This window comes from Alcanivorax sp. DG881 (assembly GCF_000155615.1).
In the GTDB taxonomy this organism is placed as follows: domain Bacteria; phylum Pseudomonadota; class Gammaproteobacteria; order Pseudomonadales; family Alcanivoracaceae; genus Alcanivorax.
This window is the reverse complement of sequence record NZ_DS989915.1, coordinates 3068238-3095037: the sequence shown is the minus strand read 5'-3', so window position 1 is coordinate 3095037 and position 26800 is coordinate 3068238. Positions and strand designations below refer to the sequence as shown.

The following is a 26800-nucleotide window of genomic DNA, read 5'->3' as shown; positions in this document are numbered from 1 at the left end:
TAATCCGACGCGAGCTCATCCATCAGCACAAGGCCCGAAGGTCCCCTGCTTTCCCCCGTAGGGATTATGCGGTATTAGCCTGGGTTTCCCCAGGTTATCCCCCACTAATGGGCAGATTCTCACGTGTTACTCACCCGTCCGCCGCTCGACGCCTCCTAGCAAGCTAGGATCGTTTCCGCTCGACTTGCATGTGTTAGGCCTGCCGCCAGCGTTCAATCTGAGCCATGATCAAACTCTTCAGTTAAGAAAAGCGTTTAAAGTGCCTACGCACTTAATACATGCTCAGTTCGTCATCTGAATTAACAAAAACTTTGTTGACTCGTTCAGAACTGAAATCTATTAAAGATTCCATCCCGAACAGGTCCCACACGTTTGCTTGCCTGATTGTTAAAGAGCTTGGAAGCCTTGGCTTCCTGACTGCGTCCTTGGCGTGTTGCCGTGTCCGCCGTCTCTGTGGGGGCGCATTCTAGAGATTTACGGGGGACCGTCAACACTTTTTTCATCACTTTTTTATCAAACGGTCACCTTTTAGCCGGGACGGATGAAAAACCATCAAAAACGGCCTAAAACGCTCGTTTCTTATGCGATTTAAATCCCGAACCAGCAACCTCCCGCTCCAGGAAATACGCAGCCGGGAGAGGAAAATACCATAACCCACCGCTTTTTTTGCGCCAGCTGCCGGTTTTTTCATCACTCCTGTCGCCGCAGCCATCCTCCCCATACAAAAAAGGCGCCCTGCGGGCGCCCTTTATGTGCAACAAAAGCGGTTAATGCTTGCGCAGTTGCCACAAACTCATCAGCAAACCCACCGCCACATAGATCACCGCCACGCTCAGCAATACCAACGGCGGATCCAGAAAAACGATGGCAAAGGCAATAATGACCCCCAGCAGCATCTTGAAGGGCACGCGACCAATGTGAAATTCCTTGAATGAGTGGTATTTCACCGACGACACCATCAGCAGGCCCGCCCCCGCGACCACCACGGCCACCAGCCAGGAGATATCCGCACCTTCGATGCCACGGCTGGCCCCAAGCCACACCAGGGTCGCTACCAGCCCCGCGCCGGTGGGGCTAGGCAAACCGATGAAGAAGCGTTTGTCGGTGGTTTCCGCCTGCACGTTGAACCGCGCCAGCCGCAAGGCAGCACAGGCCACATAAATGAACGCCGCCACCCAGCCAAACTTGCCAAGCCCGGATAGCGCCCAGGCATATGCCACCAGCCCCGGTGCTACGCCGAAGGCCACACAATCGGAGAGGGAGTCGTACTCCGCCCCGAATTTGCTCTGGGTATTGGTCATGCGCGCCACGCCGCCGTCCATCCCGTCCAGGACGCCAGCAATGATGATCCCCAGAGCGGCATTCTCAAAATGCCCGTTCATGGCCGCCACGATGGCGTAGAACCCGGCGAACAGAGCCGCCGTGGTAAACAGGTTCGGCAGCAGATACACCCCCTTGTGGCGAGCGCCTGTGCGATGCTCTGCTTCCACAACCTCAAAGGTTTCCGGCGTATCCGTCGCTGTTGTCTTGTCGTTATCCTGCATGGTTATCCACCCATTAATGATGGCGCTAGTGTAACGCAGTGCCCTCAAACAAAAAACGCGGCCGAAGCCGCGTTTTTTGAAGATCAGGACAAGCGCTTAGTTCTTGCTCTTGTCTACGATCTGGTTCGCCTGGATCCACGGCATCATGCCACGCAGCTTCTCGCCCACCTGCTCGATGGGGTGCGCTGCATTGTTGCGGCGCGCGGCGGTCATGGACGGGTAGTTGTGCGCCCCTTCCGCGATGAACATTTTCGCGTATTCACCGCTCTGGATGCGCTTGAGTGCATTGCGCATGGCCGCACGGGACTCGTCGTTGATCACTTCCGGCCCGGTCACGTACTCACCGTACTCCGCATTGTTGGAGATGGAGTAGTTCATGTTGGCGATACCGCCTTCGTACATCAGATCAACAATCAGCTTCAGCTCATGCAGACACTCGAAGTAGGCCATTTCCGGGGCATAGCCCGCTTCGGTCAGGGTTTCGAAGCCCGCTTTCACCAGCTCAACCGCACCACCACACAGGACTGCCTGCTCACCGAACAGGTCGGTTTCAGTCTCGTCCTTGAAGGTGGTTTCGATGATGCCGGTGCGGCCGCCGCCCACGCCACAGGCGTAGGACAGAGCCAGCTCTTTGGCGCTACCGGACGCATCCTGGAAGATCGCGATCAGGTCAGGAATACCGCCACCTTTGGCGAACTCGGTACGTACGGTATGGCCCGGCGCTTTCGGGGCGATCATGATCACGTCTAGATCGGCGCGCGGCACAATCTGGTTGTAATGGATGGCAAAACCGTGGGCGAAGGCCAGAGTTGCACCTTCTTTCAGGTTCGGCTCGATGTCGGACTTGTACAGCTGTGCCTGGAACTCGTCAGGCGTCAGCACCATTACCACGTCCGCGGCAGCAACAGCAGACGGTACGTCAGTAACGCTGAGGCCATGGGCTTCGGCTTTGGCGATGGACGTGGAGCCAGTGCGCAGACCAACGACCACATCCACACCGGAATCCTTCAGGTTGCAGGCATGGGCGTGGCCCTGGGAGCCGTAACCCAGAATGGCCACTTTCTTGCCCTGGATGATGGAAAGGTCACAATCCTTGTCGTAATACACTTGCATGCTCATAGCTCTGGCTCTTTCAAGTTAGGAGAAAAGGGTAACGGCGCGGCACGCAATACGCGCCCGCCTGATGGGCCAGTACTCTAGGGCATCCGCCTTGTTGCGTAAAATGATATATTTGAAACATTGCATTCCTTTTTCTGCAACAATGGAGCCACAGCACCAACCGGATACCCCATGGACACCAAACCCCTGCGCCTGTTCCTGACCTTGGCCGACACCCTGCACTTCGGACGCACCAGCTCCATGTGCCACGTCAGCCCCTCCACGCTCAGCCGCACCATTCAGCAGCTGGAGGACGAGCTGGGCGTGCCGTTGTTCTACCGGGACAACCGCAGCGTCACCCTGACCCGGGAAGGTCAACGCTTTCAGGAATACGCCCGTGACACCTTGATGCGCTGGGACGGGCTTCGTCATGCCCTGCAAGAGGACCGCCGCATTCTGCAGGGTGAATTGAGCCTGTATTGCTCCGTTACCGCCAGCTACAGCTTTCTCTACGATCTGCTCAGCAGCTTTCGACACCAATACCCGCGTATCGAACTGAAGCTGCATACCGGCGACCCGGCGCAGGCCGTGCAGCGCATCCAGCAGGGCGAAGAGGATATCGCCATTGGCGCGCGCCCCGACCACCTGCCCGCAGGCATCGCCTTTCGCCCTATCGCCCGGTCACCACTGTTGTTCATCGCCCAGGCCGGGCAAACCCAGCAGGCCGAGCGCCTCAACGGCGCGGCGAATAAGTCAGCCTGGGAAGACATCCCCATGATCCTCTCCGAGGAAGGACTGGCGCGGGACCGGGTAGATCGCTGGTTTCGTCAGCTTGGCGTCAAACCACACATCTATGCCCAGGTCAGTGGCAACGAGGCAATAGTGAGCATGGTGAGCCTGGGCTTCGGGGTGGGCGTGGTTCCCAAGATTGTGCTGGATAACAGCCCGTTGGCCGGGCGCACCCGGCAACTGGATGTACAACCCGCCCTGGCACCTTACGAGGTAGGCCTGTTTACCCAGGAGCGACGCCAGGAAGAACCGCTCATCAATGCCTTCTGGTCGCAGGTTAGTGACGCCTGACGCCGAAAGGCCCGATGCCTGACGCTTAAAACCAAAAAAAGCCGCTCCGAAGAGCGGCTTTTTCATCTGGCATACAGCGTCAGGCGTCGGGCTTTCTACAAGCTCAATACCTTTTCACCGCGGGCAATGCCGGACACGCCGGAACGGACCACTTCCAGCACCTGGGTTTCCCCAATGGCGCCGATAAAGGCGTCCAGCTTGTCCGATGCACCGGTGAGCTGAATGGTATAGACCGTGCTGGTCACATCCACGATCTGGCCACGGAAAATATCCACGGACCGCTTCACCTCAGCGCGCTGAGCGCCGGTGGCCTTCACCTTGATCAGCATCAGCTCGCGCTCGATGTGCGGCCCTTCGGTGAGATCCACCAGCTTCACCACTTCGATCAGCTTGTTCAGGTGCTTGGTGATCTGCTCGATTTTCAGATCATTACCGAAGGTGGTCAGCGTCAGGCGAGACAAGGTGCTGTCTTCGGTGGGCGCCACCGACAAGGTTTCGATGTTGTAACCCCGCTGGGAGAACAGACCGATTACCCGGCTCAGTGCGCCCGGCTCATTTTCCATCAGGATAGAAATAATTCGACGCATCAGGTCCGCTCCGTCTTGCTCAGCCACATATCACGCATGGAACCGTCTGCAATCTGCATCGGGTACACGTGCTCGGTGGGGTCAACATAAATATCCATGAATACCAGGCGATCTTTCAGGGCAAAGGCTTCCTCCATGGCCCCGTCCAGATCCTCGATCTTGGTGATCTTCATGCCCACATGGCCATAGGACTCAGCCAGCTTGACGAAGTCCGGCAGGGACTCCATGTAGGACTGGCTATGGCGGCCACCGTACTGCATGTCCTGCCACTGGCGCACCATGCCCAGCGCCTGGTTATTGATGTTGATGACCTTCACCGGCAAGCCATACTGCAGGCAGGTTGACAGCTCCTGGATATTCATCTGGATGGAGCCTTCACCGGTCACACAGGCAACCGTTGCTTCCGGGAACGCAAACTGCACGCCCATGGCCGCCGGCAGGCCGAAGCCCATGGTCCCGAGGCCACCGGAGTTGATCCAGCGACGCGGCTTGTCGTACTGGTAATACTGAGCCGCAAACATCTGGTGCTGACCCACGTCGGAGGTCACATAGGCATCACCCTTGGTGGCCTTGTACAACGCCTGTACCACCTGCTGGGGCTTCATGGGACCGTCTTCGTTGGTCTCATACCGCATGCCATGCACTTTGCGCCAGCCGTCGATTTCTTCCCACCAGCGCTCCAACGCCTTGCGGTCCGGCTCGCCGCCGTGCTCGTCCAGCGCCGCCAGCATCTCTTCCAGCACCTGCTGAACCGGGCCCACAATGGGAATGTGCGCCATGATGTTCTTGGAGATGGTCGCCGGGTCGATATCGATATGGATGATCTTGGCGCCCGGACAGAACTTCTTGACGTTGTTGGTCACCCGGTCGTCCAGACGGGCGCCCACCGCCAGAATCACATCGGAGCTGTGCATGGTCATGTTGGCTTCGTAGGTGCCGTGCATGCCCAACATGCCTACGTTCTGGCGATCGGTGCCGGGGAAGCCCCCCAGCCCCATCAGGGTATTGGTCACCGGAAAATTGAGACGGTGAGCCAACTGGGTCAGCAGCTCGCTGCCCTCGCCCTGCACCACGCCGCCACCGGCGTAAATCACCGGGCGCTTGGCTTTCATCAGCTCGTCCAGCGCCTTGCGGATCTGGCCGGAATGGCCACGGCTGACCGGCGCGTAGGAGCGCATCTTCACTTTCTTGGGATACTCGTAAGGATTCTTGACGTTCGGCGCTGTCTGATCCTTGGGAATATCCACCAGCACCGGGCCGGGACGGCCGGTGGTGGCAATATAGAAAGCCTTCTTCATGATCTCCGGGATGTCTTTCGCGTCACGGACCATGAAGCTGTGCTTCACCACCGGACGGGACACACCAATCATGTCGGTTTCCTGGAAGGCGTCATCGCCAATCCAGTCAGAGCGTACCTGACCGGACAACACCACCATGGGAATCGAGTCCATAAAAGCGGTGGCCAGGCCGGTAATGGCGTTAGTAGCGCCCGGCCCGGAGGTCACCATGACCACACCCGGCTTGCCGGTGGCACGGGCATAGCCGTCCGCCGCATGGGTAGCCGCCTGCTCGTGACGGACCAGAATGTGGCTGACAGAGTCCTGCTGGAACAATGCATCGTAAATGTGCAGTACGGACCCTCCGGGATACCCGAAGATGTACTCCACTCCCTCGTCTTGCAGCGCACGGACCACCATTTCCGCGCCGGATAACATTTCCACGGTTGCTACCTCAAATTTGAATGCATACAACCCACTGCCACGCAGCGGGACGGTGTTCTGCTGCCTGCGGAAAGCACCGTATTTGGGTGCTCAGGGGTCCTGTCGGAGGTGGCCGACACGAACGCAGGCTGGGAAGGGCGACACGGAGGAACTGCAAACCTGAAAGGGAGTACTCCCGCTTTAGCAGGCTGTCAAAAAGCCCCTTGCGTACTCAGCGTGTCCTGAAGCGTGCAGCTGATGTGCTATGTCGCGACGGACAGGGTGGCCCCCTTTCCTAGCGACATAGCGCAGCTGATGGGCGCTTCAGGACTCGCCCTTCGGGTCTTTCAGGCTGGCCCGCACTCGTTGTTGCAATTTCTCGATGGGTCGACACACACCTTCAAAATTGCGCCTAGATTGCAGGCCAGTCTGAAAGACTGAGTTCACAAGCGGCTTTTTAACAGCCTGCCAGGAATGAGAAACCTCCGGAGGCTCCCACAGCGGGACGAGAGTGCAGTGATACTGCTGGCAGGACATCGCGGTAACGGTGCCCCGGGTCCCGGCCTCACACACGCCGGTAAGCGAATGCGGGTCCCGATCTCCGGAAAGCCATAATTTTGGCAGAAATGTGCGGCCAATCAAAGCCCTTGGTCGACTTTAGGTTGCAGAAAATCCCTTTCTCACGTCATGCTAAAGTCTGATGAATCACCCGAAATCATAAGAAGACTGACACCATGACAAAATTCAGCCTGATCCTTGGGGCCGCCCTGCTCGCCATTTCCAGCCTGAGCCCGGCGGCCAAGTTCTATAAGTGGGTGGACGACAAAGGCGTTACCCATTACGACGCCCAGCCTCCACAGGGGGCGAACGCGACCGAAGTAAACACCCGCGCCAATGCCAGCTCGGATCAGAGCGAGGCCATCGAAGCCCTTGAGGCCAAAAGGGAAGCAGCACAAAAAGCCAAGGAGGCTGCGGCCACTCAGGCCAGAGAAGAAAAACGACTGGAAACGGAACCGGAAGCCGTGGCCCAAGAGCGTTGCGAACAGCACCGCAAGAATCTGGAAACGCTGACCAACAAGCCCACCGTACGGCGCAAGAACCCGGAAACAGGCGAGCTGGAAGTGATCGACCAGGACGTCAGGGACAAGATGCTCGCCGACACCCGTAGCGCACTGGAGAAGTGCGAAGCACGCTAATCCCGGGCAAACAGGCACTGCCACAAAAAAGCCGCCGGCATGACACCGGCGGCTTTTCTTTAGCCAAGTCCAAAGGGACGATTAACGGTTAAAGGTAAAGCGCTCATCCTCCACCCCTACATGGATGGTATCACCCTGAAGGTACTCGCCCCTCAATAGCGATTGGGCCAACGGGTTCTCCAGCTGCTGCTGAATGGCTCGCTTGAGCGGCCGCGCCCCGTAGACAGGATCGAAACCGGCATCCACCAACTTGTCCAGCGCCTCGTTGCTGAGTGCCAGACCAATGTCCCGCTCCGCCAGTCTTTTTTGCAAAAAGCCCAGCTGAATCGACGCGATGCCCTTGAGCTGATCCTTCGCCAACGGATGGAACACCACGGTTTCATCCACCCGGTTGATAAACTCCGGCCGGAAGTGGCTACCCACCACCTCCATCACCGCAGACTTCATGGCCTCATAATCACTACCGGATTGCGCATCAGCCCCCGCCAGTTTCTGGATCAGGTCCGACCCCAGGTTCGACGTCATCACTACCACGGTATTGCGGAAGTCCACGGTGCGGCCCTGGCCATCGGTCAGGCGCCCATCATCCAGCACCTGCAACAGAATGTTGAACACATCCGGGTGCGCCTTTTCCACTTCATCGAGCAAGACCACCGAGTAGGGCTTACGGCGCACCAGTTCAGTGAGGTAGCCGCCTTCCTCATATCCCACATAGCCCGGAGGGGCACCCACCAGCCGTGCCACGGAGTGCTTCTCCATAAACTCGGACATGTCGATACGCACCATGGCTTCTTCGGTGTCGAACAGGAAGTTGGCCAGCGCCTTGCACAGTTCCGTCTTGCCCACCCCGGTGGGGCCAAGGAACAGGAAACTACCGTTGGGCCGGTTCGGGTCCGACAAGCCGGCCCGTGAGCGGCGCACCGCGTTGGCCACCGCTTCCACGGCTTCGTCCTGCCCGACGACCCGGTCGTGCAGGGCCTCTTCCATACGCAGCAGTTTGTCTTTCTCGCCTTCCAGCATTTTCGACACGGGAATACCGGTCCACTTGGCCACTACCTCGGCGATTTCCTCGTCGGTGACCTTGTTGCGCAGCAGCTGGGTTTCCGCCTGGGCCTGCTCTTCGCGGTCCTGGGCATCCTGCACTTTCTTTTCCAGCTCCGGAATCTGCCCGTACTGCAGCTCGGACATGCGACTCAGGTCGCCGGCGCGACGCGCCTGCTCCATTTCCACCCGCGCCTGCTCCAGCTCTGCCTTGTATTCCGCAGCGCCCTGCAGGGCAGCTTTTTCCGCCTGCCAGATTTCTTCCAAATCGGCATACTGTTTTTCCAGTTCGTCGATCTCTTCTTCCAGCTTCTCCAGACGCTTGCGGCTGGCATCATCTTCTTCCTTGCGCAGCGCTTCGCGTTCCATCTTTAGCTGGATCAGGCGGCGGTCCAGACGGTCCATTTCTTCCGGCATGGAATCAATTTCCATACGGATACGGCTGCCCGCCTCGTCGATCAGGTCGATGGCCTTGTCCGGCAGCTGCCGGTCGGTGATGTAGCGATGGCTCAAGCGCGCGGCGGCGATAATGGCGCCATCGGTGATATCGACACCGTGGTGCACTTCATAACGCTCTTTCAGGCCACGCAGAATCGCGATGGTGTCCTCCACCGTGGGCTCATCCACCAACACCTTCTGAAAACGACGCTCCAGCGCCGCATCCTTCTCGATGTACTGGCGGTACTCGTCCAGGGTGGTAGCGCCCACGCAGTGCAATTCGCCCCGGGCCAGCGCCGGCTTGAGCATATTGCCCGCATCCATGGACCCTTCGCCCTTGCCTGCGCCTACCATGGTATGCAGTTCATCGATGAACAGAATGATGCGCCCTTCCTGCTTGCCCAACTCATTGAGCACCGCTTTCAGGCGTTCTTCGAATTCACCCCGGTACTTGGCTCCGGCGATCAGCGCGGCCATATCCAGAGACAGCACCTGTTTGTCTTTCAGACCTTCTGGCACTTCACCGTTCACGATACGTTGGGCGAGACCTTCCACGATGGCGGTCTTGCCCACGCCGGGCTCACCAATCAGAACCGGGTTGTTTTTGGTGCGACGCTGCAACACCTGGATGGTGCGGCGGATTTCATCGTCACGGCCAATCACCGGGTCCAGCTTGCCGGACTCGGCCCGCTCGGTCAGGTTGACGGTGTACTTGTCCAGCGCCTCGCGCTTGTCTTCCGCATTGGGATCATTCACCGCTTCACCCCCGCGCACTTCAGCAATTTTTTCCGCCAGCACCTTGCGGGTCACACCGGCGTTCTTGAACAGCTTGCCCAGCTCGCCGTTATCGTCACAGGCCGCCAGCAACACCACTTCTGTAGACAGGTACTGGTCACCGCGCTGCTGGGCCTCACGATCGGCAAGGTTCAGCAGGCGGCCGGTGGCCTGGCCCATCTGCACGTCGCCATTGAAGTTATTCACGGTGGGCAGCTTGTCCACGGCCATATTCAGGGCGGTGATCACATCGGCGCTGTTGGCACCGGCTTTTTCCAGCAAGGGCCGGGCAGCGCCACCCTGCTGCTGCATCAACGCCAGCATCAGATGGACCGGTTCAATGGAGCTGTTGCCTTGCCCCACGGCCAGGGATTGCGCGTCTGACAGGGCTTCCTGCAAGCGGGCGGTGAGTTTATCCATTCGCATTGTTACTCTCCTATCCGGTCGTGATCCGCACAACGCCTCCCTGACGGCAAGGCGCTCTTACCTATAGAGAAGGGATCACCGGTTATCAATCAACTGAGAGTTAAATGGGTCCGATTGGGCCAAACTCAAGAGCAATTAATAGTTAATAATGAATAATTAATAGCTGCGCGTTCAGCGCTGTTGGAACGCTCAAACAATGAGGCCGCGCCCAAACTCTGGGCGCAGCCTCCTGCATTTAAGATCAATCTAAAATCCTGTCGCGCGTTATTAATTATTCATTATTAACTATTAATTATTAATTATTGACCACCGCCATCCAGCCAAATCAGCGACGCAAAACGCCCTGTCTCGCCTTCCTTGCGATAGGAATAAAAACGGGACAGGTCACAGGCTGTGCAGAGATCCCCACCGTGGACATCGTCGACGCCGAGCTGGGCCAGCTCGATGATGGCGGCGTGAGCCACCGAGAATCGCCAGTGGTTGGGAGTAGCATCTTTCTGGAAAGCAGGCTTGAACGCAGGCCGATTCTCGGTAAAGGCACGGTAGACCTCATCCCCCACCTGATAGCACTGCCCACAAATGGCCGGACCCAACCAGGCACTCACGGGCTCACCGTTGGGCGCAATACTGGCCACGCCTTCGGCAATAATGCCGGCCTGAAGGCCCCGCCAGCCGGCATGGACCGCCGCGACAGCCGTTCCATCAGTGCGGGCCAGCAACACCGGCAGGCAATCGGCGGTCAGCACCACACAGGGCCAGCGTTGCTGGTCAATCCAGACCCCATCGGCCTCGTTATCCTGGGCATCGGCGCGTATCACCCGCTTGCCATGGACCTGCCACAACCAGGCGGCAGGGTGATCCGCCTGCAGCAGTTTTTCCACATGATGACGGGCCTGCTCGACCCGCGCCGGCTGGTCACCGCAGTTCAACCCCAGATTGAATCCGTGCCAGGGCCTGGGGGAATGATCACCGGCACGGGTCGTCACGCACACCCGCACGGCCGGGTGTGGATTCCAGTCCGGGCATAGCCATTGGCTCTTGTCAGGCAGTGACATTGCTGGCTCCTTGGTCAGTCGGGGGAACACACCCCTTCCGCCACACGCAACTTGAACAGCACTCCGTGCTGAGACAGGCCGGGAGAACTGAAGTTTCCACCCATGGCATCGCCTCCGGTTCGCACTGGCGCACTGGTCGCCATGTCTGACTGGGCCACATTGCCGTGGATTCGGTGGGTGATATCCGTCACCGAAACAGCTGGCTGGCCCAGTAGCGTCTCACAGCGGCGCTGCAGATAGCCATCCAGCACCGCCCAGTCTGTTCCTTTTTCCGCGTGATAACTTACCGCGTAGGTCTGATCGCCCAAAGGCTGATCCTGATACCCCTTGGCCCCATTCCAGGGGTGGTAGCTGCTGGCGCAGCCGGCCATCAGCAACGTCACACCCAGCCATCCCACGCCTCCCCGAGACAACCCCATACCCTTCACCTCTTATCACTCTTCTTCTTTGATATCGTTTTCCAGTGCGGCAATCAGCCCTGTCATATCCGCCGGCAGCGGCGCTTCGAATTCACGGTATTCGCCCGTGGCCGGGTGAATCAGCCCCAACTTGCGGGCATGCAGTGCCTGGCGGGGGAACTTGTGCAGCGCCTGACGCAGCGCTTCGGTGGCCCCGGCAGGCTGCTTGAGGCGACCACCATAGAGCGGATCCCCCACCAGCGGGTAGTTACGATGCGCCATGTGAACGCGGATCTGGTGGGTGCGGCCGGTTTCCAGTTGCACCTGAATGCGGGTATGGGCCCGGTAGCGATCCAGAACGCGATAGTGAGTCACCGCATTCTTGCCGCCGGTTTTCACCACTGCCTGCTTCTTGCGGTCCACCGGGTGACGCCCCATGGGTGCGTCCACCTTGCCGCCGCCAGTCATCACGCCCACGGCAATCGCCTCGTACTGCCGGAACAGGCTCTTGTCCTGAAGTTGCGCCACCAGGCTCTGGTGGGCCTCCAGAGAGCGGGCCACCACCATCAATCCGGTGGTATCACGGTCCAGCCGGTGAACAATCCCAGCGCGGGGCAAGCTGTTGAGCCGTTCATCAAGGTGCAGCAGACCGTTCAGCAAAGTGCCATCTGCGTGCCCCGCCGCCGGGTGGACCACCAGCCCGGTGGGCTTGTTGATCACGATCAGATCGTCATCCTGGTACACCACGTCCAGATCAATGGATTGGGGCTGATCATCCAGCTCCGGCTCAATTTCCACTTCCAGCGTCAGCGATTCATTACCGGTCAGCTTCTCTTTGGGCTTGGTCTTGGCTCCGTTGACCGTCAGCACGCCATTCTTGATCCAGGTCTGCAGGCGAGACCGGGAAAAGCCGTCAAACAGCTCTGCCGCCACCTGGTCTACCCGCTGCCCGGCGTGCTCCGGCTTCACCTGTTCGGTGCGCTGAATTTTTTCGCCGCCAAGATGTCCCATATAAAAGGTTCCTCAACCTGTGCTTAAATACCGAATTCGCGAATTGTAACCCGTTCAACGAGGAAAGAATGCCACGACTTTTATGGCCACTACTGTGTGTACTGATTCTGGCCGGCTGCGCCGGTAACCCGGAAGATCGCCCGGAACTCACCGAGGCCGATCAATATCGGGAGGCCAGCGAGTCCATTGAATCGAAAAACTACCTGACGGCCATCGACCAGCTCAAGGAGCTGGAGGCGCGCTTTCCGTATGGGGACTATGCCGAACAGTCTGCGCTGGACCTGATCTACGCCCAGTACAAGTCCGTGGACTACCCGGCCACCGTGGTAGCGGCGCAACGCTTCATGCGCAACTACCCCGCGCATCCACGCATGGACTATGCCCTCTACATGCGCGGGCTGGCCAACTTCAACATGGAGAAAGGCCTGTTTGACAACATGGTCACCTCCGATCGCTCCAGCAAGGATATGGATGCTGCGAAAGACGCTTTCCGCGATTTCGAGCGACTGGTTGCCCGCTTCCCGGACAGCGAATACTCCCCCGACGCCCGCGCTCGCATGGTCCACATCCGCAACCAGCTGGCCCGTCAGGAGCTCCACGTAGCCCGTTACTACGCTCGCCGTGGCGCCATTGTTGCCTCCATAAACCGGGCACAATACGTGGTCAAACACTACCAGCAGACCCCGGCGGTGGAAGAAGGCCTGGCCATTATGACCAAAGGTTACCAGCGGCTGGAGCTGCCCGAGCAGGCAGAGAAAAGCCGCGCCGTGCTGGCCCTGAACTGGCCAGACAGCGCCTTTCTGGATGACGACAAGCAAGTGGATCTGGCCTGGTGGCCGGATGAAGATGAAGGGCTGCTGAGCCTGCTGACGTTTGATTTGTTGTAGGACGCCGAATGCTGGACGCCTGAGGCCAGACGCCAAAAAGCCCGCTTACGCGGGCTTTTTTGTTTTTCCGTCAAGCATCCGGCCTCGGGCATCCAGCGTTAAATCAATCCCCCGGGCGCCACCCGTTGGTAATCGGGTACCGCCGGTCCTTGCCGAAGGCGCGGCGACTGACGCGGGGGCCGACGGCCGCCTGGCGTCGCTTGTACTCATTGCGGTCGGTGAGCTTCACCACCCGGTAGACCGTCTCGCGGTCAAAACCATCACGGATCACCGCTTCCGCGCTCATGTCCTGCTCCACGTAACGCTCCAGAATCGCGTCCAGCTCGTCGTAATCGGGCAGCGAATCACTGTCCACCTGGTCCGGGGCCAGCTCGGCTGACGGCGGACGGGTGATTACCCGGTCCGGAATGATTTCGGCTCCGGCTTGCTGGTTACGCCAACGGCACAGGTTAAACACGGAGGTTTTGAAAACATCCTTGAGCACCGAGAAGCCCCCGGCCATGTCGCCATACAGGGTGGCATACCCCACGGCCATTTCGCTCTTGTTGCCGGTGGTCAGTACCACAGAGCCATTTTTATTGGAAAGCGCCATCAACAACACCCCCCGGCAACGGGCCTGGAGATTCTCTTCGGTGGTATCCCGGGCGGTGCCGGAAAATGACTCACTGAGGATATCCATAAAGCCATTGAACGCGGCCTCGATGGGCAACACACGATAATGGACACGCAAAGTACGCGCTTGCTTCTCGGCATCTTCCAGGCTCATGGCAGAGGTGTACTGGAACGGCATCATCACCGCCTCTACCCGTTCCGGGCCGAGGGCATCCACCGCCACCGCCAGCGTCAGGGCAGAGTCGATACCACCGGACAGCCCCAATAGCGCGCCCTTGAAACCATTCTTGTTCACATAATCGCGCGTCGCCAACACCAGCGCCTGGTACATGCCCTCTTCCGGGCCTGGCAACGGCAGCTCCTCCCCACGGGGCTCACAGTGCCCGCCCTGGCACTGCAGATCCACCGGCACCAGCGCTTCGGTAAAACTGGCGGCCTGCACGCAGCGATTTCCCTGGCTATCACAGACAAAGGAAGCGCCATCAAAGACCAGCTCATCCTGCCCCCCCACCAAGTTGCAATACAGCACCGGCAACCCGGTTTCCCGGCTACGGGCCTGCACCTGGGCAAAACGCTCATCCGCTTTGTTGGCACGATAAGGGGACGCATTCAGATTCAACACCAGGTCCGCACCGGCCTGCTGCAATTGGGCTGCCGGGCCATCGTGCCAGATGTCTTCACAGATGGTGATGCCCAGCGTCCAGCCCTCGATATCAAAGGTGCAGATATCCGTGCCCGGCTGAAAATAGCGCTTTTCATCAAATACCCGGTAATTGGGCAGATGCTGCTTGAAATACTCATGACGGGGGCCGGACTCACCGGGAAACACCACGCCGGCCGCATTACGGCGATGCCCGTTGCGCACCGCCGGATAGCCCAGCACCACGGGCACCGAAATCGCCGCACCAATGTCGGCCAGCGCCGCATCGACCCGGCTGTTCAGGCTGGGACGCAACAACAGGTCTTCCGGCGGGTAACCGGTGAGCATCAGCTCCGGGAACAATACAAGGTCCGCGCCTAGCAGTCGGCGCGCTTCGTCTGCAGCGGCAATAACGCGCTGGGCGTTCCCTTCGATATCGCCCACCAGCGCGTTCTGCTGGGCCATAATAATTCGCATGATCAACCGGCCTTTCCTCAAGTGAGCGCTGATTGTACTCTTTAGCCGGCAATCGATGAATGCGCTAAAAACACAGAACACCACAGCAGCTGACAAAAACACCAACCCGAGGGGAGCTCCATGGGCCTGATTCGCCTGATTATTATCGCCGCGTTGATCTATCTGGCCTGGCGGGTCATAAAACGATTGCTGGCCCAGGCCCGGCCCGCAGAATCCGACAATAACGCCGGCAACCCGCAGATCATGGTCAAATGCGCGCAATGCGGCGTCCACGTTCCCACCCCCGAAGCCTTCAGCCACAACGGCCAACACTTCTGCAGCCAGGACCATCAGCGTCAATATCTGGAACACCATGACCGCTAGCCAGGGCTGGACACCGGCACGCATTTATAATGTCTATCGCATTGCCATTGCCTGTGTGCTTCTGCTGCTGCACTACGGACCGGACAAGGCACTGCTCGGCACCCATTTTCCGGCCCTTTTCGAAACCACACTTTTTCTTTACCTGGGCCTGACACTGGCCTCTGCCACCCTGGACAACCGCCGGCACCAGCGGGCTTTCCCTGCCTGGGCACAACCGGCGGCGTTAATCAGTGATCTGGGGATGCTGACGCTGGTCGTGCACTCCAATGGCGGGCTGGAAGGTGGCCTGGCGGTGCTTTTGCTGGTGACCGTTGCCGCCGGCAATATTCTGTTGCGCGGTCGACAGGGCTTTCTTATTGCAGCACTGGCGACCCTGTCCGCCATGTTCGAGCAATTCTATTTTTCCATCCATGCACAATTATCGTCCCCGTTCGCCCTGACCGAATCTGGCCTGCTCGGCATCGCGTTCTTCATGGTATCGCTGATCATCCAACAGATTGCCCAGCGCCTGGAACAAACAGAAAGAATCACCAAACAGCAACAGGTCGCCATTGAACGCCTGGAAGCACTGAACCAACAAATTGTGCAACGCATGCGCACCGGCATTCTGGTTTTCGACGACACCTTCCATGTCCTCATGTCCAACCAGTCCGCCAACAACCTGTTTGACAACCCCATGCTGGGCAAACACTTGCCCGACTCCCTGACCAGCCGCTTTCAGCGCTGGCAAGACAACCCGCTTCTGCCCTTGCCCACCCTGCGCGTCTCGGAACAATCCCCCGTACTGAACCCACGGTTCGCACAGCTGGACACCGGTCACGAAAGCCTGACCTTATTATTTCTGGAAAATACTGCACAAGTCGCGCAGGAAGCCCAGCAAATGAACCTGGCATCGCTAGGCCGGTTGTCTGCCACCCTGGCCCACGAAATCCGCAACCCGCTCAGTGCCATCAACCATGCCACGGACCTTTTGCTGGACGACGAACCCAGCCCGGAAGATCAACACCTGCTGCAAATCATCCGCAACCATGTGACCCGGGTTAACGGCATCATCCATGACGTCCTTGACCTGTCACGACGCCCCAAGGGCCAAGCCGAACGTTTCACCTTGACGGCACTGATTCAGGAAGTGACTGCGCAATGGGAAATGAAAGACGCCACGGGCAGCTTCAGCCTGCATTGTCAGCCCGACGTGGAAGTCCGTTTTGATCGCAACCAGCTTATTCAGGTTCTGGACAACCTGATCGGCAATGCGCTTCGCCATGGTGGCACCCCCTGCACTGTCACACTGCGGTGCGGCCACCACGACCGTACCGGCCTGCCCTGGCTAAAAGTTCAGGATAATGGCCAGGGCATCAGTGAAGAGGCCATGAATTATCTCTTCGAACCCTTTTACACCACCGCCAAAGACGGCAACGGGCTGGGCCTTTATCTGTGCCGGGAATTGTGCCATGCCAACCAGGCCACACTGGACCTTGAGGAAACCCCGAAAGGCGCCAGCTTTGTGATAACCTTTGCTCACCCGCACCGACAATTTCAATAACAGAATCGCCTATGAGTGCAGATACCCCCCACGTACTGGTTGTTGACGACGAAGCTGACCTGCGCGAACTGCTGGTCATCACACTCGGACGCATGAAGCTTCAGGCCACCGCAGCCGACTCCCTGTCTGCCGCCAGGCAGCAGCTCAAAGACGCGCATTACGACCTCTGCCTGACCGACATGAATCTGGGCGATGGCACAGGCCTGGAACTTCTCCAATTCATCTCACAACACTGCCCAACCATGCCCACCGCCGTCATCACCGCCTACGGCAGCATGGAAACCGCCACCGATGCGATGAAATACGGCGCCTATGATTTCATTGCCAAGCCTGTGGCACTGGACCGGTTACGGCAGCTGATCGAAGACGGCCTGGGCATCAGCGAAGTCGAAGAACACCATGAGGAAGAAGACAATCTGATTGGTGACGCACCCAGCATGGTGGCGCTGAAAGCCCAGGTTCGAAAGCTGGCCCGCAGCCAGGCCCCCATCTATATCAGCGGCGAGTCAGGCAGTGGTAAAGAACGTATTGCGCGGTTGATTCATACTCTCGGCCCACGCCGGGAAAAACCGTTTGTCGCAGTCAACTGCGGCGCCATTCCGTCAGAGTTGATGGAAAGCGAATTTTTCGGCCACCGCAAAGGCGCGTTCACTGGTGCCGTGGAAGACCGAAAGGGGCTGTTCCGCGAAGCCGACGGCGGCACCCTGTTTCTGGATGAAGTGGCCGACTTGCCACTGCATATGCAGGTCAAGCTACTGCGCGCCATTCAGGAAAAATCCGTGCGCCCGGTAGGCGAAGCCAAGGAATTCCAGGTCAACCTGCGCATTCTCTGCGCCACCCACAAGAACCTGGAAGATGAAATGGAAGAGGGGCGCTTTCGACAGGATCTCTTCTACCGACTGAATGTTATCGAAGCGCATGTGCCGCCGCTGCGCGACCGACGTGAAGATATTCCCAAACTGGTTCAGCATATTCTCAACCGGCTCAGTCAGGCCTGGGACATACCACCACCCAGCGTCAGCTCTGACGCGGTGAACGCCATAGAAAATTACTCCTTTCCCGGCAATGTCAGGGAACTGGAAAATACGCTGGAGCGGGCGCTAACCCTGTGCGACGGCAACACCATTCTGCCAGAGCACCTGCGCCTGGCATCAGGCCGTTCGACCGCGGCTGCCCCCCGCCATAACGCCCAAGCAACAGCAACGGCATCATCAGTAAGACCCGGTGATCAGCCTCTGGAGGATTTTCTTCAGGAAATCGAAAAGCAGGAAATTCTCAAGGCCCTGGATACGACCCACTGGAACCGCACCGCAGCCGCCAAAAAACTCGGCATGACCTTCCGTTCATTGCGTTACCGATTGAAAAAACTGGAGCTGGATCGCGACGAGGGCGAGGCAGAAGATAACGAATAAGGCTCGGGGTCAGTAAAGGGCGGCTCACCGGCTATCAGTTGAGCGAGCAGTTCTGCACTGGCCGGTGCTGACACCAGCCCGTTGCGATAATGCCCCACCGCGGCAAATATACCGTTGGTACCGGGCACCGGACCGATGAACGGAATATCCCGCTCACAACCCGGCCGCACTCCTGCCCAGTGAAAAGCCGGCGAGCAGGATGCCAACGCCGGCCATAACGACGCCGCCAACCGCTCCAACTGATAACGCCCGGCAACCGTGGGATAGCTGGTATTGTCCCCTTTCCTCAGCGTTGACCCTACCAGCACGGAACCATCCTGCCGAGGGATCAAATACCCTTTCTCCGTCAACATAACCGCAGGCACCTGGCCGGGCTTCATACGAAACAGAAGCATCTCCCCTTTTGCAGGAAAGAGCGGCATCGCCATCCCCATCGGTAACAAAAGCTGCTCCGCCATATGCCCGGCACTGACAACAACCGTATCGCCTTGCCATTTCCTTCCATCAGCAGCCAGAACCTCTGCCCCCACCCTGGTGGGCAGCACCCGGCTGACCATTGCTGATTGAAAACGAACCCCCACCCGCTGCAAATGCGCACGCAGCACTTTCAACAGACCAGGGTTACGAATATTGCCCAGTGACGGGAACAACAGCCCCGCCCCGGCAGCAGATTCTGGCATCCGCTCACTGGCAGACACTGACTGTACAGGGATTTGCCAGCGCTCAGCCCACCGGCGGGCACGAGCCGCATCATCGCCGCCCGTTTCCACCCACAGACCGCCACTATGCAGCAGCGCCTCGCAGCCCGGAACGCCCGCAGCATCGCATTCATCCAGTATCTGTTGATAGCGGGAAAAAGCATCCACGGACAGACGCGTCATGGCATCGGAATAACGCCAGGCATACAACGGAGAAAGAATGCCGCCACCCGCCCAGGAAGCCGGGGGGTATTGAGCCGGGGCATCAATAATCGTCACCGCTCTTCCGCGCCGTGTAAGCTCAAGCGCACCAAGAAGGCCGACAATTCCACCACCTACAACGAGTACATCAGACATGGCAATACGAGGGAACGGAAGACACTAAGGATGGCAACGATAGCATAACCACCAGGCGTATTCTTCCGTAGGCTTCCATAGAAGAGTCACAGGAGCCGCGCCGATGCCCCGTTATCGATACCAACAGCAGCAAGGGTTCACTCTGCTTGAATTATTAGTGGGCCTCTCCGTAGCCGGCATCCTTCTTGTCTGCGTATCACATTCCTGGAACGACCTCCTTCCTCGCTACCAGGTTCGCACGGCCACAATGACATTACACAGCCTGATCCGACAGGCCCGCGCCGGCGCGATCACTGATGGCAACCGCATGCTCTGCGACGGACAGACAGGATGCAGCAAGTTCGAGAAGACACAGAAGGTATGGATGGGGTTTGATCAAAATGATGATGGGGCACTGAGCGCTTCGGAAATCATTGAACACTATCAACTTCCCGGAGCAACTCGCCTGGTCTGGAAGCGATTCAAAGGAGATGCACTCGTATTCCACAACCGAGGCAACAGCCACTTCCAGAACGGCAGCTTCTATCTATGCAACAACGTCGCGGCGAGAAGAATTGTCATGAACTGGATTGGCCGCCCCAGAGTGGAAACGGCCAAACCAGAAGACTGCAATTAGTGCTCTTTCCAGGAATCATCCGTGCCAATAGTGCAACCAGAGACTTTCATGCATGTTTGTCCCTCACTATTGAGCTTCAGCACTTCCGTCCCTGTCATTAAGCCCGTTTTCGGCGTCGTGGTAATTTCATACTGCTGGCTTCCGGTCCCTGTCACTGAAATTGCCGTAGAGAAATAGTCACTATTGGCAAGCACTGGCGACAACTCCGACAATTTAGTATTTGCGTCTTCATAGGAGAAATTCTTGGCGCGGTAACGCTCCAAGGCTCCCGATAAAGCCATCATCTCCCCTTGAGCTTCGGCCTGCCGAGTATCTTGAACATAGCGGGTATAACTGGGGTAAGCGATAGCGGCCAGAATGGCCACTACCACTACTACTACCATCAACTCGATCAGGGTAAAACCCCTTTCATCTTGACTGCGAGTTCCCATCTTGAGCGCTCTCATGGATGCATCGCCTCCACCTTAAACTGGTTGGCTTCATCTTTTTCCATCTGGTACCAGCGACGCTTTCTCAAGTGATCAAACCCTTCATCATTGAGCTCAAGACACTCGGTGCCGACACAGCCGACCCCTTCGGTCGGGCCACCACTGCCATCACTACCACCAGGCATGTCTGTAAGCGCTGGAGGAATCCCGGTCTGCTTGAGCTCTGTTCGCGGAGGCTCATCGGCCACTCCATCATTGTTATAATCAACACCTGAACCGGTGAGAAGGTTAACGCGATACAGGGCTGCAGAACCGTATGTAACGGCACATGGCGATTCCTGTTGATCCTGTCGGGTAGGCGAATAAGAGGTAGCCGCCAGAACCGAAATGGTATTTTTATCATCATCCACCGTGGTATACACGGTTGGAGACGCTAAGATCTTTTCTCCATTAACCTGCATGGGGTAGAACCACCCCTTATCAGTGGTCGCAGGGGTTTCTGCCGATGCATTTGTCAGATCCTCCAGGCCCACTTCTGTCGGTGCCGCCTGGGCTGTCGTCATCGCTGTCTCGTCTTTTACGACAAAGAGCGCATCATCCACACTTTCATCCAGCGGATGCGAGCGGTAACCGGAGCCGGCAACAACATAAAGCTTTTTCTTCCCGTCCTCGACAACGTAGACCACTGCAGGGGCATCGTAAAAACGGCGATTACCGCTGGCCCCCGCACCACCCAATTGAGCCAGCCGGTGCACCGCCATCTTCTTGCCGCCACTCTGATCGATATCGACCCGGAAAATCTGCCCCCCCAAATCGCCGAAATACAGAAAATCAGCCAGACCATCCAGGTTTTTATCAACCACAGAAATACTACCAGGCACGGACCATTTCATTTCACCGCCACTTGTAGACCAGATTAATTTGCCCGTTTCTGCATTCACGATATAAATGGCATTACCCATTGAGTCGCCAGAATTGCGTGCCTTACCCTGTCGATTGTCGTTGTCGTTGGCACTATAGCCGCCACCAAAAACAAGCACTGGCACCTTCTTGTCCCCCACCATTATTTGCGTCAGCGTTGGTATGGACCAGCTTTGCCCAAGGTCAGAAAAACCGTTTGTCACCCCACCCTCGATTTTCCATTTAACTTTTGGAGACGTCTTGCTGGATACGTCCAGTGCATAGTAAGTTCGCCCGCCTCGGCGCATCCCGCCATAGATATAAACGTGCTCAGGCTTTCCGGTTACCGGGTCCGTGGCATTGGGTTTACGCCATGCAACCCAGCTACCGTCCAGGCCATATGTCTGGCGCCGATTATCGTTCGTTAGTGGATACGTCTCAGAGGTATACTTCTCCGCCTGCTGAACAAACTCTTCAGGCATAAACGCGTAACTTTCAGAACCATCATCCGCGTTGATGGCATGTAACATGCCGCCATTCGTGGACACAAAAATCATATTGTTATTTTCATTCCCGCCATAGTTAATTAGCAGCGGAGCACTATGCAGGGGATCCCCCCACTGCACTTTTAGTTTATTGGCAACATCCAGAACTTCATCGTCCGGGGCGTTAGCATCAAGCCCGAAGAATGCCGCCCAATCTTCCGGGTCATCCTCTACTTCTTGCCAGTCCAGCTTTTTGGCTACCGTTCCTGCGTTATAGTAAAGCTCACGATCAACGAGCTCTCCGCGCGCACCGCCTTTCTCCACATCAACCCCATCATCCTCATCACTCCACAGGCTGCGAGAATCCTTCTTGAAGTAGCCCGTATCAGGGTCGATCGCATTTCCGCCGGAAACCCCAACAATCTCACCATTTTTCAAACGGTAGCGCTTGAGGTTCCCTTCCCAGTTACTGTTCTTGTTAGGGGTAAAAACAGCATAGTAAAGCTGGTCAAGATACTGGAAGCGATTCATTTGGTTCACTGCCACACCAGGAGAAGACAGTGTGCGAGAATCCTTGTCCACCAAATCCAGAATTTCTTTAAACTCAGCAGCAAGCTCGTCAGCATTATCAGCAAACCTTACTTCTGCAGAGGGATCACCAAGCCCCGCCTCAGCAACGTTCTTCATATTTCTTGCTTGGCTTGAGTTCTTTCCTACGCCCAAGGCGACTTGCCATGTCTTGACAGACTTCCTACTCCCTTCCACATCCTTGTCATCGTTATATAGCCATTTCGCCAGTTTCGCCTGACAACTATAACTCCCGTTGCAGCCCCCACCAGTAATTTTAGTCACCGATGAATAGTCACTGTCGGATGTGGGATCACCATCAGTCATGACAATAATATGATTGCTCTCGCACTGATTCTTCAAGTTAGTCGGAGAATCATATTTTGAATCATAGACATATTCCCATCTATACTTTTCGTACCCAGGGTACTGGCACCATTGATAGCAAACTCTTTTTCTCTCGACATTGACTGCCCGTCGCGGCTCGTTCTCTACCGCCTCGCCTCTTTCAGCATAATCGGTTGGACTGTAGCCCAACATGTAACGAGCAGCTTCACTGTACGCCTCCATGGTAGGCGTATTAGAAGTACCTTCCAGACCATTTACAATCTGCTTAATTTCGGCCCTGGCGGTATCGTTCATTTCAGAAACAGGGTAGAAAACATACCCACCATAACCTGAATTATCATAACCGCCATTAAACTTTGCCAGCCCTACATCAATATCCGAACCCAGATTATCGATCACTGTTGAAAATGCAGACTGCAATTCCTGCATTTTGGTTCTATTACTATTAGGGGCGTCACGCTCCATACTCCCTGACGTATCAATCAGGAAAAGCACATTAGCCTTTGGTTTGTTTTCCGAGTTATCCGCGTTCGCTTTGGCAAAAAATATTTCGGTATCATCCGCATACACACCCGTAGGTGACAGCGCACAAACCAGCATTAGACCCATGACTGTTTTTACTGTATTCATATCTCCCCCTACTCGATTTCAGAGCCAGGCTTCAGGCCGCGCTTTAGCGCTTCCTGAAGGTGATGGTTGTTCAGGTTAAAACTGGCCATGGAGCTCTCACCCAGCATCGCCACCTTGTAGTCCACATCAATCATTGAACCCGCCGACGTGCCAATTTCAGCCCCTTCCACAAGCGCATACCCATTCAATGTCGAGAAAGACTGCGCGACAATTAATCCTCTGGAATCGAGAGTATCGCCTTGGGCGCAGTTTCCAGCTTTAGCGGTATTTTCTTCCGTCACACATCGGGTGAGCCATTTCCCTCCCGCCAGATTGGTATAAAGGTCCGCACCGGACATGCCATTCAGCTCTTTATAGGCACCCGTCAGGCTGGTTTCCGCAGCCTCAAAAGTCATAGCATCAGCCTGGGTGCCCGTGGCCACCTTTGCCGAAAACACGCTGGATTTCATGGCGGACACCCCAAGCAAGGACACCACCACCAGAATCAGTAATGCGACCACCAAGGCAGCCCCCTGCTGGCGTCGCCATGTCATGATATTGGTATTCATACAGCATCCCATTGGTAGTTACGCATTTTGACTGTGGACATAAAGATGCGACGAACAGAACGGTCTTCTGGCTCATCCACAGTCTTGGTCAGCACATAAAATTTCCGTGTTCCATCGCTTTCAGGTAATGAATTGCTTTCCTCTCTGAGCAAAAGTGAAAATCGAACAGCGATGACAGGTGAACTGCCCTGAGAGCCAGCCTCAACATAGCGACTGACGTTTGCATAACCGTCCTTATTTTCATCAATGCCGTAAAGCACTTCAAAAGCCTCAATACCATCCAGCAACACCACACCATTCCCGCCTGTCAGATTTCCCTGACAGACAAGCTCAGCATCGCTATTCACAAAATACGTATTCACCACTTCCGTCAGGTCGCTCACCACCGAGCCTTCACAATCCGACAGGCCGTGATAGCCGAGCGTCAACCGATCATAATCACTGCCGTTATCTGAACCCGGCACTGTTCCTGAAAGAGTAAACCGAATCCCTTTTTCAGGGGGTAGCGCAGCAATTCCATCCCTTTCAAGACCAGCCCTGCGTAGATCAGACACGAGGAAACGCACGAAAAGTTGCCCGTTTTCCTGAACGCGGGACAACGTCTGCTGCAAGGCAAACGATTGCTGGTTAGCAAGAAATAATTGCAAGGCTGCCCCGGTTATCAGCAGCCCGAGCAACATCGCCACCATTAATTCAACCAAGCTGAACCCTTTACTTTTTTTCATCGCGCCACCTCTAGCACCACGCAAGACGTCCCTTCATCCGTGTTCACCCCATCATTGGTCATGCAGTCACCAGGCTCATCTTCGTTCCAGCTAATGACGACACAACTGATCCCGGCGGCATGCTGGCACTCGTCTACGGCGATCATCCCACCCGGCAACCGATTCGCAGCTTGCCAAGCCAGCATGTTGATATCCCAGGAAGCCAGATCATCGGAACTACAGGACTTGGTAATGCAATCATTCAGCTCTGCCGGCTTTTTCCCAGGAGTCACACTCCTATCTGGCCATTCATCGACATTTGTGTATGCCGCCATTGCTGCTTCATTGGTCAGGAAGCGCTCCAACGCATCCTGACCCAGCAAAGTTGCTTGTGCACGGTTGTTGGCATCTTCTGCCGCTTTCAGGGCGGTAAGCTGCATTCCCGCATAGCCAAGCACGCCGATTGCCAGTACCAGCAAGGCCATCATCACCTCGATAAGCCCCACACCCCGTTGTTGTTTTCCTGTGATCTTCATCAGCTACAACTCTTCACTTCGTTGGTGACCTTGCCAAACGGCGATACGGTTATCGTTCTTCCTTGCTCTCCACTGCGGTCATCGCATAAAGAGAACTCCGCCTCACCCGCACCCGACAGACCATTGCTGCGAAATTCGATTTCGCTTAGTCCATCTTCAGAAACAATTTTTCCGCTACCCGTTGGCTGAAACTGCTGATTTTCTTCTGTGATGACCGATGCCGGATATTCAATCATCCAGCCAGCCCCCCAGTCATTGCCTGAAATCGGTTTGAGGACCACGGAAGTGCGGAGGTTGATCGCCTGAATGCGTGCCGTGTTTACCGCAGCAATAAAGTCAGCGGAGGTAGATCGGAGCGCATTTCTTGCCTGAAAGTCGTTAAACGTCGGTACGGCGATAGCCAGAAGAACGCCCGCCACAACAACTCCAACCATCAATTCGATGATAGTAAAACCACGCTGGTTGCGGCTTTTTGATTCTGTTTTCATCCCTGCCCCGGCCTATCGGTTTTTATTCGTGGTATCACTCTAGCAAGGGCGGATATGCCTTCAATTGAATGGAGACCAGCGGAGCCTTGCTGTCGCCGAACGGTATAAGCTGCTGAAAAACAATAAGTTTTGGTACTTTAGTGTGTGAGAGGGCTCACACTTTAATCGTAGACTGGCGCATTTTTTTGCCTAGTCAAAAGGACTAGGTTTGCTTACGGAAGAATGAACGGTCAAAAAGGCGGGACAGGCGCTACGGGCGTAGCGCCTTGGGCATGGAGAAGCGGATGTTTTCTTCACGGCCGGGAATTTCTTCGGCGTCTTTGCCTCCCAGGCTCTTGAGGGTAGCGATGACCTGCTGTACCAGATCCTCAGGCGCGCTGGCGCCGGCGGTGACGCCGACCGTGGTCTTCCCTTGCAGCCAGTCCGCATCAATCTGCGACGGCTCGTCAATCAGGTAGGCATCGGCACCGCAGCGTTCGGCCAGCTCACGCAGTCGGTTGGAGTTGGAGCTGTTTACCGAACCGACCACCAGCACCAGACCACACTCCAGCGCCAGCTGGCGTACGGCATCCTGACGGTTGGTGGTGGCGTAACAGATGTCTTCTCGCTTGGGACCGAGGATGGCCGGAAAGCGCTGGCGCAAGGCATCGATGACCTTGGCGGTATCATCCACACTCAGGGTGGTCTGGGTGACGAAGGCCAGTTTGCTTTCATCGCACACCGTCAGGCTCGCCACGTCAGCCTCGTCTTCCACCAGATAAATGTCGCCCCCATAGGATTTATCGTACTGGCCCATGGTGCCTTCCACTTCCGGATGGCCGGCATGACCAATCAGGATGCTTTCACGGCCTTCACGGGCATACCGAATGACTTCCATATGCACCTTGGTGACCAGCGGGCAGGTGGCATCGAAAACCTGCAGCTGGCGCCGCTCGGCCTCTTCCTGCACCGCTTTGGATACACCGTGGGCGCTGAAGATAACAATGGCGTCGTCCGGCACTTCGTGCAGCTCTTCCACAAACACCGCGCCGCGCTGACGCAGGTCCTCCACCACATAGCGGTTATGCACCACTTCGTGACGGACATGAATCGGTGGCCCGAACACTTCCAGAGCGCGGTTGACGATGTCGATGGCACGATCCACGCCAGCACAGAAGCCACGGGGATTAGCGAGACGAATTTCCATAATTCAGCTGATAGTTGACTGTGGATA

The 26800-nt window shown here is 56.8% G+C and carries 25 protein-coding genes and 1 rRNA gene (1 of these 26 running past the window's edge); 7 read left to right on the top strand and 19 right to left on the bottom strand.

Annotation, left to right across the window (positions count from 1 at the left end):
* From ADG881_RS14045 to ilvC, 4 genes are all read right to left on the bottom strand, one after another.
* A 16S ribosomal RNA gene (locus ADG881_RS14045) occupies positions 1-244 on the bottom strand; it reaches 1299 nt to the left of the window's first position.
* Positions 245-502: 258 nt separating this feature from the next.
* Positions 503-712 carry a hypothetical protein gene (locus ADG881_RS17620; protein ID WP_007149015.1) on the bottom strand — a complete coding sequence of 70 codons (210 nt, stop codon included), beginning with the start codon at positions 710-712 and terminating at the stop codon, positions 503-505.
* A 55-nt stretch (positions 713-767) separates the two neighbouring features.
* Entirely contained in the window at positions 768-1544 is a 777-nt protein-coding gene (gene pssA / locus ADG881_RS14040) for a CDP-diacylglycerol--serine O-phosphatidyltransferase (RefSeq protein ID WP_007151102.1), read from the bottom strand.
* Between the two features lie 96 nt (positions 1545-1640).
* Positions 1641-2657 (bottom strand): ketol-acid reductoisomerase, encoded by a 1017-nt coding sequence (gene ilvC / locus ADG881_RS14035; RefSeq protein ID WP_007151182.1) that lies wholly within the window; start codon positions 2655-2657, stop codon positions 1641-1643.
* 177 nt (positions 2658-2834) lie between these two features.
* On the opposite strand from ilvC, the gene ilvY reads away from it, so the two are divergent.
* The gene (ilvY, locus tag ADG881_RS14030; RefSeq protein WP_007149256.1) at positions 2835-3722 is read left to right on the top strand and encodes an HTH-type transcriptional activator IlvY; all 888 of its coding nucleotides are present in this window, start codon (positions 2835-2837) and stop codon (positions 3720-3722) included.
* A 95-nt stretch (positions 3723-3817) separates the two neighbouring features.
* Here ilvY and ilvN read toward each other — a convergent pair whose 3' ends face one another.
* Together ilvN and ADG881_RS14020 are read right to left on the bottom strand one after the other, a co-directional pair.
* Positions 3818-4309 (bottom strand): acetolactate synthase small subunit, encoded by a 492-nt coding sequence (gene ilvN / locus ADG881_RS14025; protein ID WP_039926852.1) that lies wholly within the window; start codon positions 4307-4309, stop codon positions 3818-3820.
* The gene (locus tag ADG881_RS14020) at positions 4309-6030 is read right to left on the bottom strand and encodes an acetolactate synthase 3 large subunit (RefSeq protein ID WP_007148449.1); all 1722 of its coding nucleotides are present in this window, start codon (positions 6028-6030) and stop codon (positions 4309-4311) included. Before ADG881_RS14020 ends, ilvN begins: the two co-directional genes overlap by 1 nt.
* 713 nt (positions 6031-6743) lie before the next feature.
* On the opposite strand from ADG881_RS14020, the gene ADG881_RS14010 reads away from it, so the two are divergent.
* Positions 6744-7205 carry a DUF4124 domain-containing protein gene (locus ADG881_RS14010; RefSeq protein WP_007148357.1) on the top strand — a complete coding sequence of 154 codons (462 nt, stop codon included), beginning with the start codon at positions 6744-6746 and terminating at the stop codon, positions 7203-7205.
* 81 nt (positions 7206-7286) lie between these two features.
* Here the strand turns inward: ADG881_RS14010 and clpB are convergent, their stop codons facing one another.
* From clpB to rluD, 4 genes are all read right to left on the bottom strand, one after another.
* Positions 7287-9884 (bottom strand): ATP-dependent chaperone ClpB, encoded by a 2598-nt coding sequence (clpB, locus tag ADG881_RS14005; RefSeq protein ID WP_039926848.1) that lies wholly within the window; start codon positions 9882-9884, stop codon positions 7287-7289.
* 299 nt (positions 9885-10183) lie between these two features.
* Entirely contained in the window at positions 10184-10939 is a 756-nt protein-coding gene (gene pgeF, locus ADG881_RS14000) for a peptidoglycan editing factor PgeF (RefSeq protein ID WP_007149701.1), read from the bottom strand.
* 14 nt (positions 10940-10953) lie between these two features.
* Positions 10954-11358, bottom strand: a complete 405-nt coding sequence (locus ADG881_RS13995; RefSeq protein WP_039926846.1) for a hypothetical protein — start codon at positions 11356-11358, stop codon at positions 10954-10956.
* A gap of 15 nt (positions 11359-11373) precedes the next feature.
* Entirely contained in the window at positions 11374-12348 is a 975-nt protein-coding gene (gene rluD, locus ADG881_RS13990; RefSeq protein ID WP_007148636.1) for a 23S rRNA pseudouridine(1911/1915/1917) synthase RluD, read from the bottom strand.
* 68 nt (positions 12349-12416) lie between these two features.
* Here rluD and ADG881_RS13985 point away from each other — a divergent pair, with 68 nt between their 5' ends.
* Positions 12417-13235, top strand: coding sequence for an outer membrane protein assembly factor BamD (locus tag ADG881_RS13985; protein WP_007148454.1), 819 nt, complete (start codon positions 12417-12419; stop codon positions 13233-13235).
* Between the two features lie 103 nt (positions 13236-13338).
* On the opposite strand, the gene ADG881_RS13980 is transcribed toward ADG881_RS13985, so the two are convergent.
* Positions 13339-14964 carry an NAD+ synthase gene (locus ADG881_RS13980; RefSeq protein WP_039927477.1) on the bottom strand — a complete coding sequence of 542 codons (1626 nt, stop codon included), beginning with the start codon at positions 14962-14964 and terminating at the stop codon, positions 13339-13341.
* 120 nt (positions 14965-15084) lie between these two features.
* Between ADG881_RS13980 and ADG881_RS13975 the strand changes: the two genes are divergently transcribed.
* The 3 genes from ADG881_RS13975 to ADG881_RS13965 are packed head-to-tail and all read left to right on the top strand — an operon-like array spanning position 15085 to position 18282.
* Positions 15085-15327, top strand: coding sequence for a PP0621 family protein (locus ADG881_RS13975; protein WP_007149672.1), 243 nt, complete (start codon positions 15085-15087; stop codon positions 15325-15327).
* Positions 15317-16870, top strand: coding sequence for a PAS domain-containing sensor histidine kinase (locus tag ADG881_RS13970; RefSeq protein ID WP_007150889.1), 1554 nt, complete (start codon positions 15317-15319; stop codon positions 16868-16870). Before ADG881_RS13975 ends, ADG881_RS13970 begins: the two co-directional genes overlap by 11 nt.
* An 11-nt stretch (positions 16871-16881) precedes the next feature.
* Positions 16882-18282, top strand: coding sequence for a sigma-54 dependent transcriptional regulator (locus tag ADG881_RS13965; RefSeq protein ID WP_007148328.1), 1401 nt, complete (start codon positions 16882-16884; stop codon positions 18280-18282).
* Here ADG881_RS13965 and ADG881_RS13960 read toward each other — a convergent pair.
* The gene (locus tag ADG881_RS13960; protein ID WP_083787486.1) at positions 18222-19337 is read right to left on the bottom strand and encodes an FAD-binding oxidoreductase; all 1116 of its coding nucleotides are present in this window, start codon (positions 19335-19337) and stop codon (positions 18222-18224) included. The two genes, ADG881_RS13965 and ADG881_RS13960, sit on opposite strands and share 61 nt — an antisense overlap.
* Positions 19338-19440: 103 nt before the next feature.
* On the opposite strand from ADG881_RS13960, the gene ADG881_RS13955 reads away from it, so the two are divergent.
* Positions 19441-19953, top strand: a complete 513-nt coding sequence (locus tag ADG881_RS13955) for a GspH/FimT family pseudopilin (protein ID WP_039926844.1) — start codon at positions 19441-19443, stop codon at positions 19951-19953.
* Here ADG881_RS13955 and ADG881_RS13950 read toward each other — a convergent pair.
* From ADG881_RS13950 to ispH, 7 genes are all read right to left on the bottom strand, one after another.
* Entirely contained in the window at positions 19950-20399 is a 450-nt protein-coding gene (locus ADG881_RS13950; protein WP_050760169.1) for a type IV pilin protein, read from the bottom strand. The genes ADG881_RS13955 and ADG881_RS13950 overlap by 4 nt on opposite strands.
* Positions 20396-23311 (bottom strand): PilC/PilY family type IV pilus protein, encoded by a 2916-nt coding sequence (locus tag ADG881_RS13945; protein ID WP_039926843.1) that lies wholly within the window; start codon positions 23309-23311, stop codon positions 20396-20398. Before ADG881_RS13945 ends, ADG881_RS13950 begins: the two co-directional genes overlap by 4 nt.
* An 8-nt stretch (positions 23312-23319) precedes the next feature.
* Positions 23320-23859, bottom strand: coding sequence for a PilX N-terminal domain-containing pilus assembly protein (locus ADG881_RS13940; protein ID WP_007148366.1), 540 nt, complete (start codon positions 23857-23859; stop codon positions 23320-23322).
* Positions 23856-24584, bottom strand: coding sequence for a PilW family protein (locus ADG881_RS13935; protein ID WP_007150709.1), 729 nt, complete (start codon positions 24582-24584; stop codon positions 23856-23858). The genes ADG881_RS13940 and ADG881_RS13935 overlap by 4 nt, the downstream gene beginning before the upstream one ends.
* Positions 24581-25099 carry a type IV pilus modification protein PilV gene (gene pilV, locus ADG881_RS13930; protein WP_007150959.1) on the bottom strand — a complete coding sequence of 173 codons (519 nt, stop codon included), beginning with the start codon at positions 25097-25099 and terminating at the stop codon, positions 24581-24583. Before pilV ends, ADG881_RS13935 begins: the two co-directional genes overlap by 4 nt.
* Positions 25099-25587, bottom strand: coding sequence for a GspH/FimT family pseudopilin (locus ADG881_RS13925; RefSeq protein ID WP_007150673.1), 489 nt, complete (start codon positions 25585-25587; stop codon positions 25099-25101). Before ADG881_RS13925 ends, pilV begins: the two co-directional genes overlap by 1 nt.
* 250 nt (positions 25588-25837) lie before the next feature.
* Positions 25838-26773: a 4-hydroxy-3-methylbut-2-enyl diphosphate reductase gene (gene ispH, locus ADG881_RS13920; RefSeq protein ID WP_007150942.1), complete on the bottom strand. Its 936-nt coding sequence runs from the start codon at positions 26771-26773 to the stop codon at positions 25838-25840.
* Between the last annotated feature and the right edge of the window lie 27 nt (positions 26774-26800).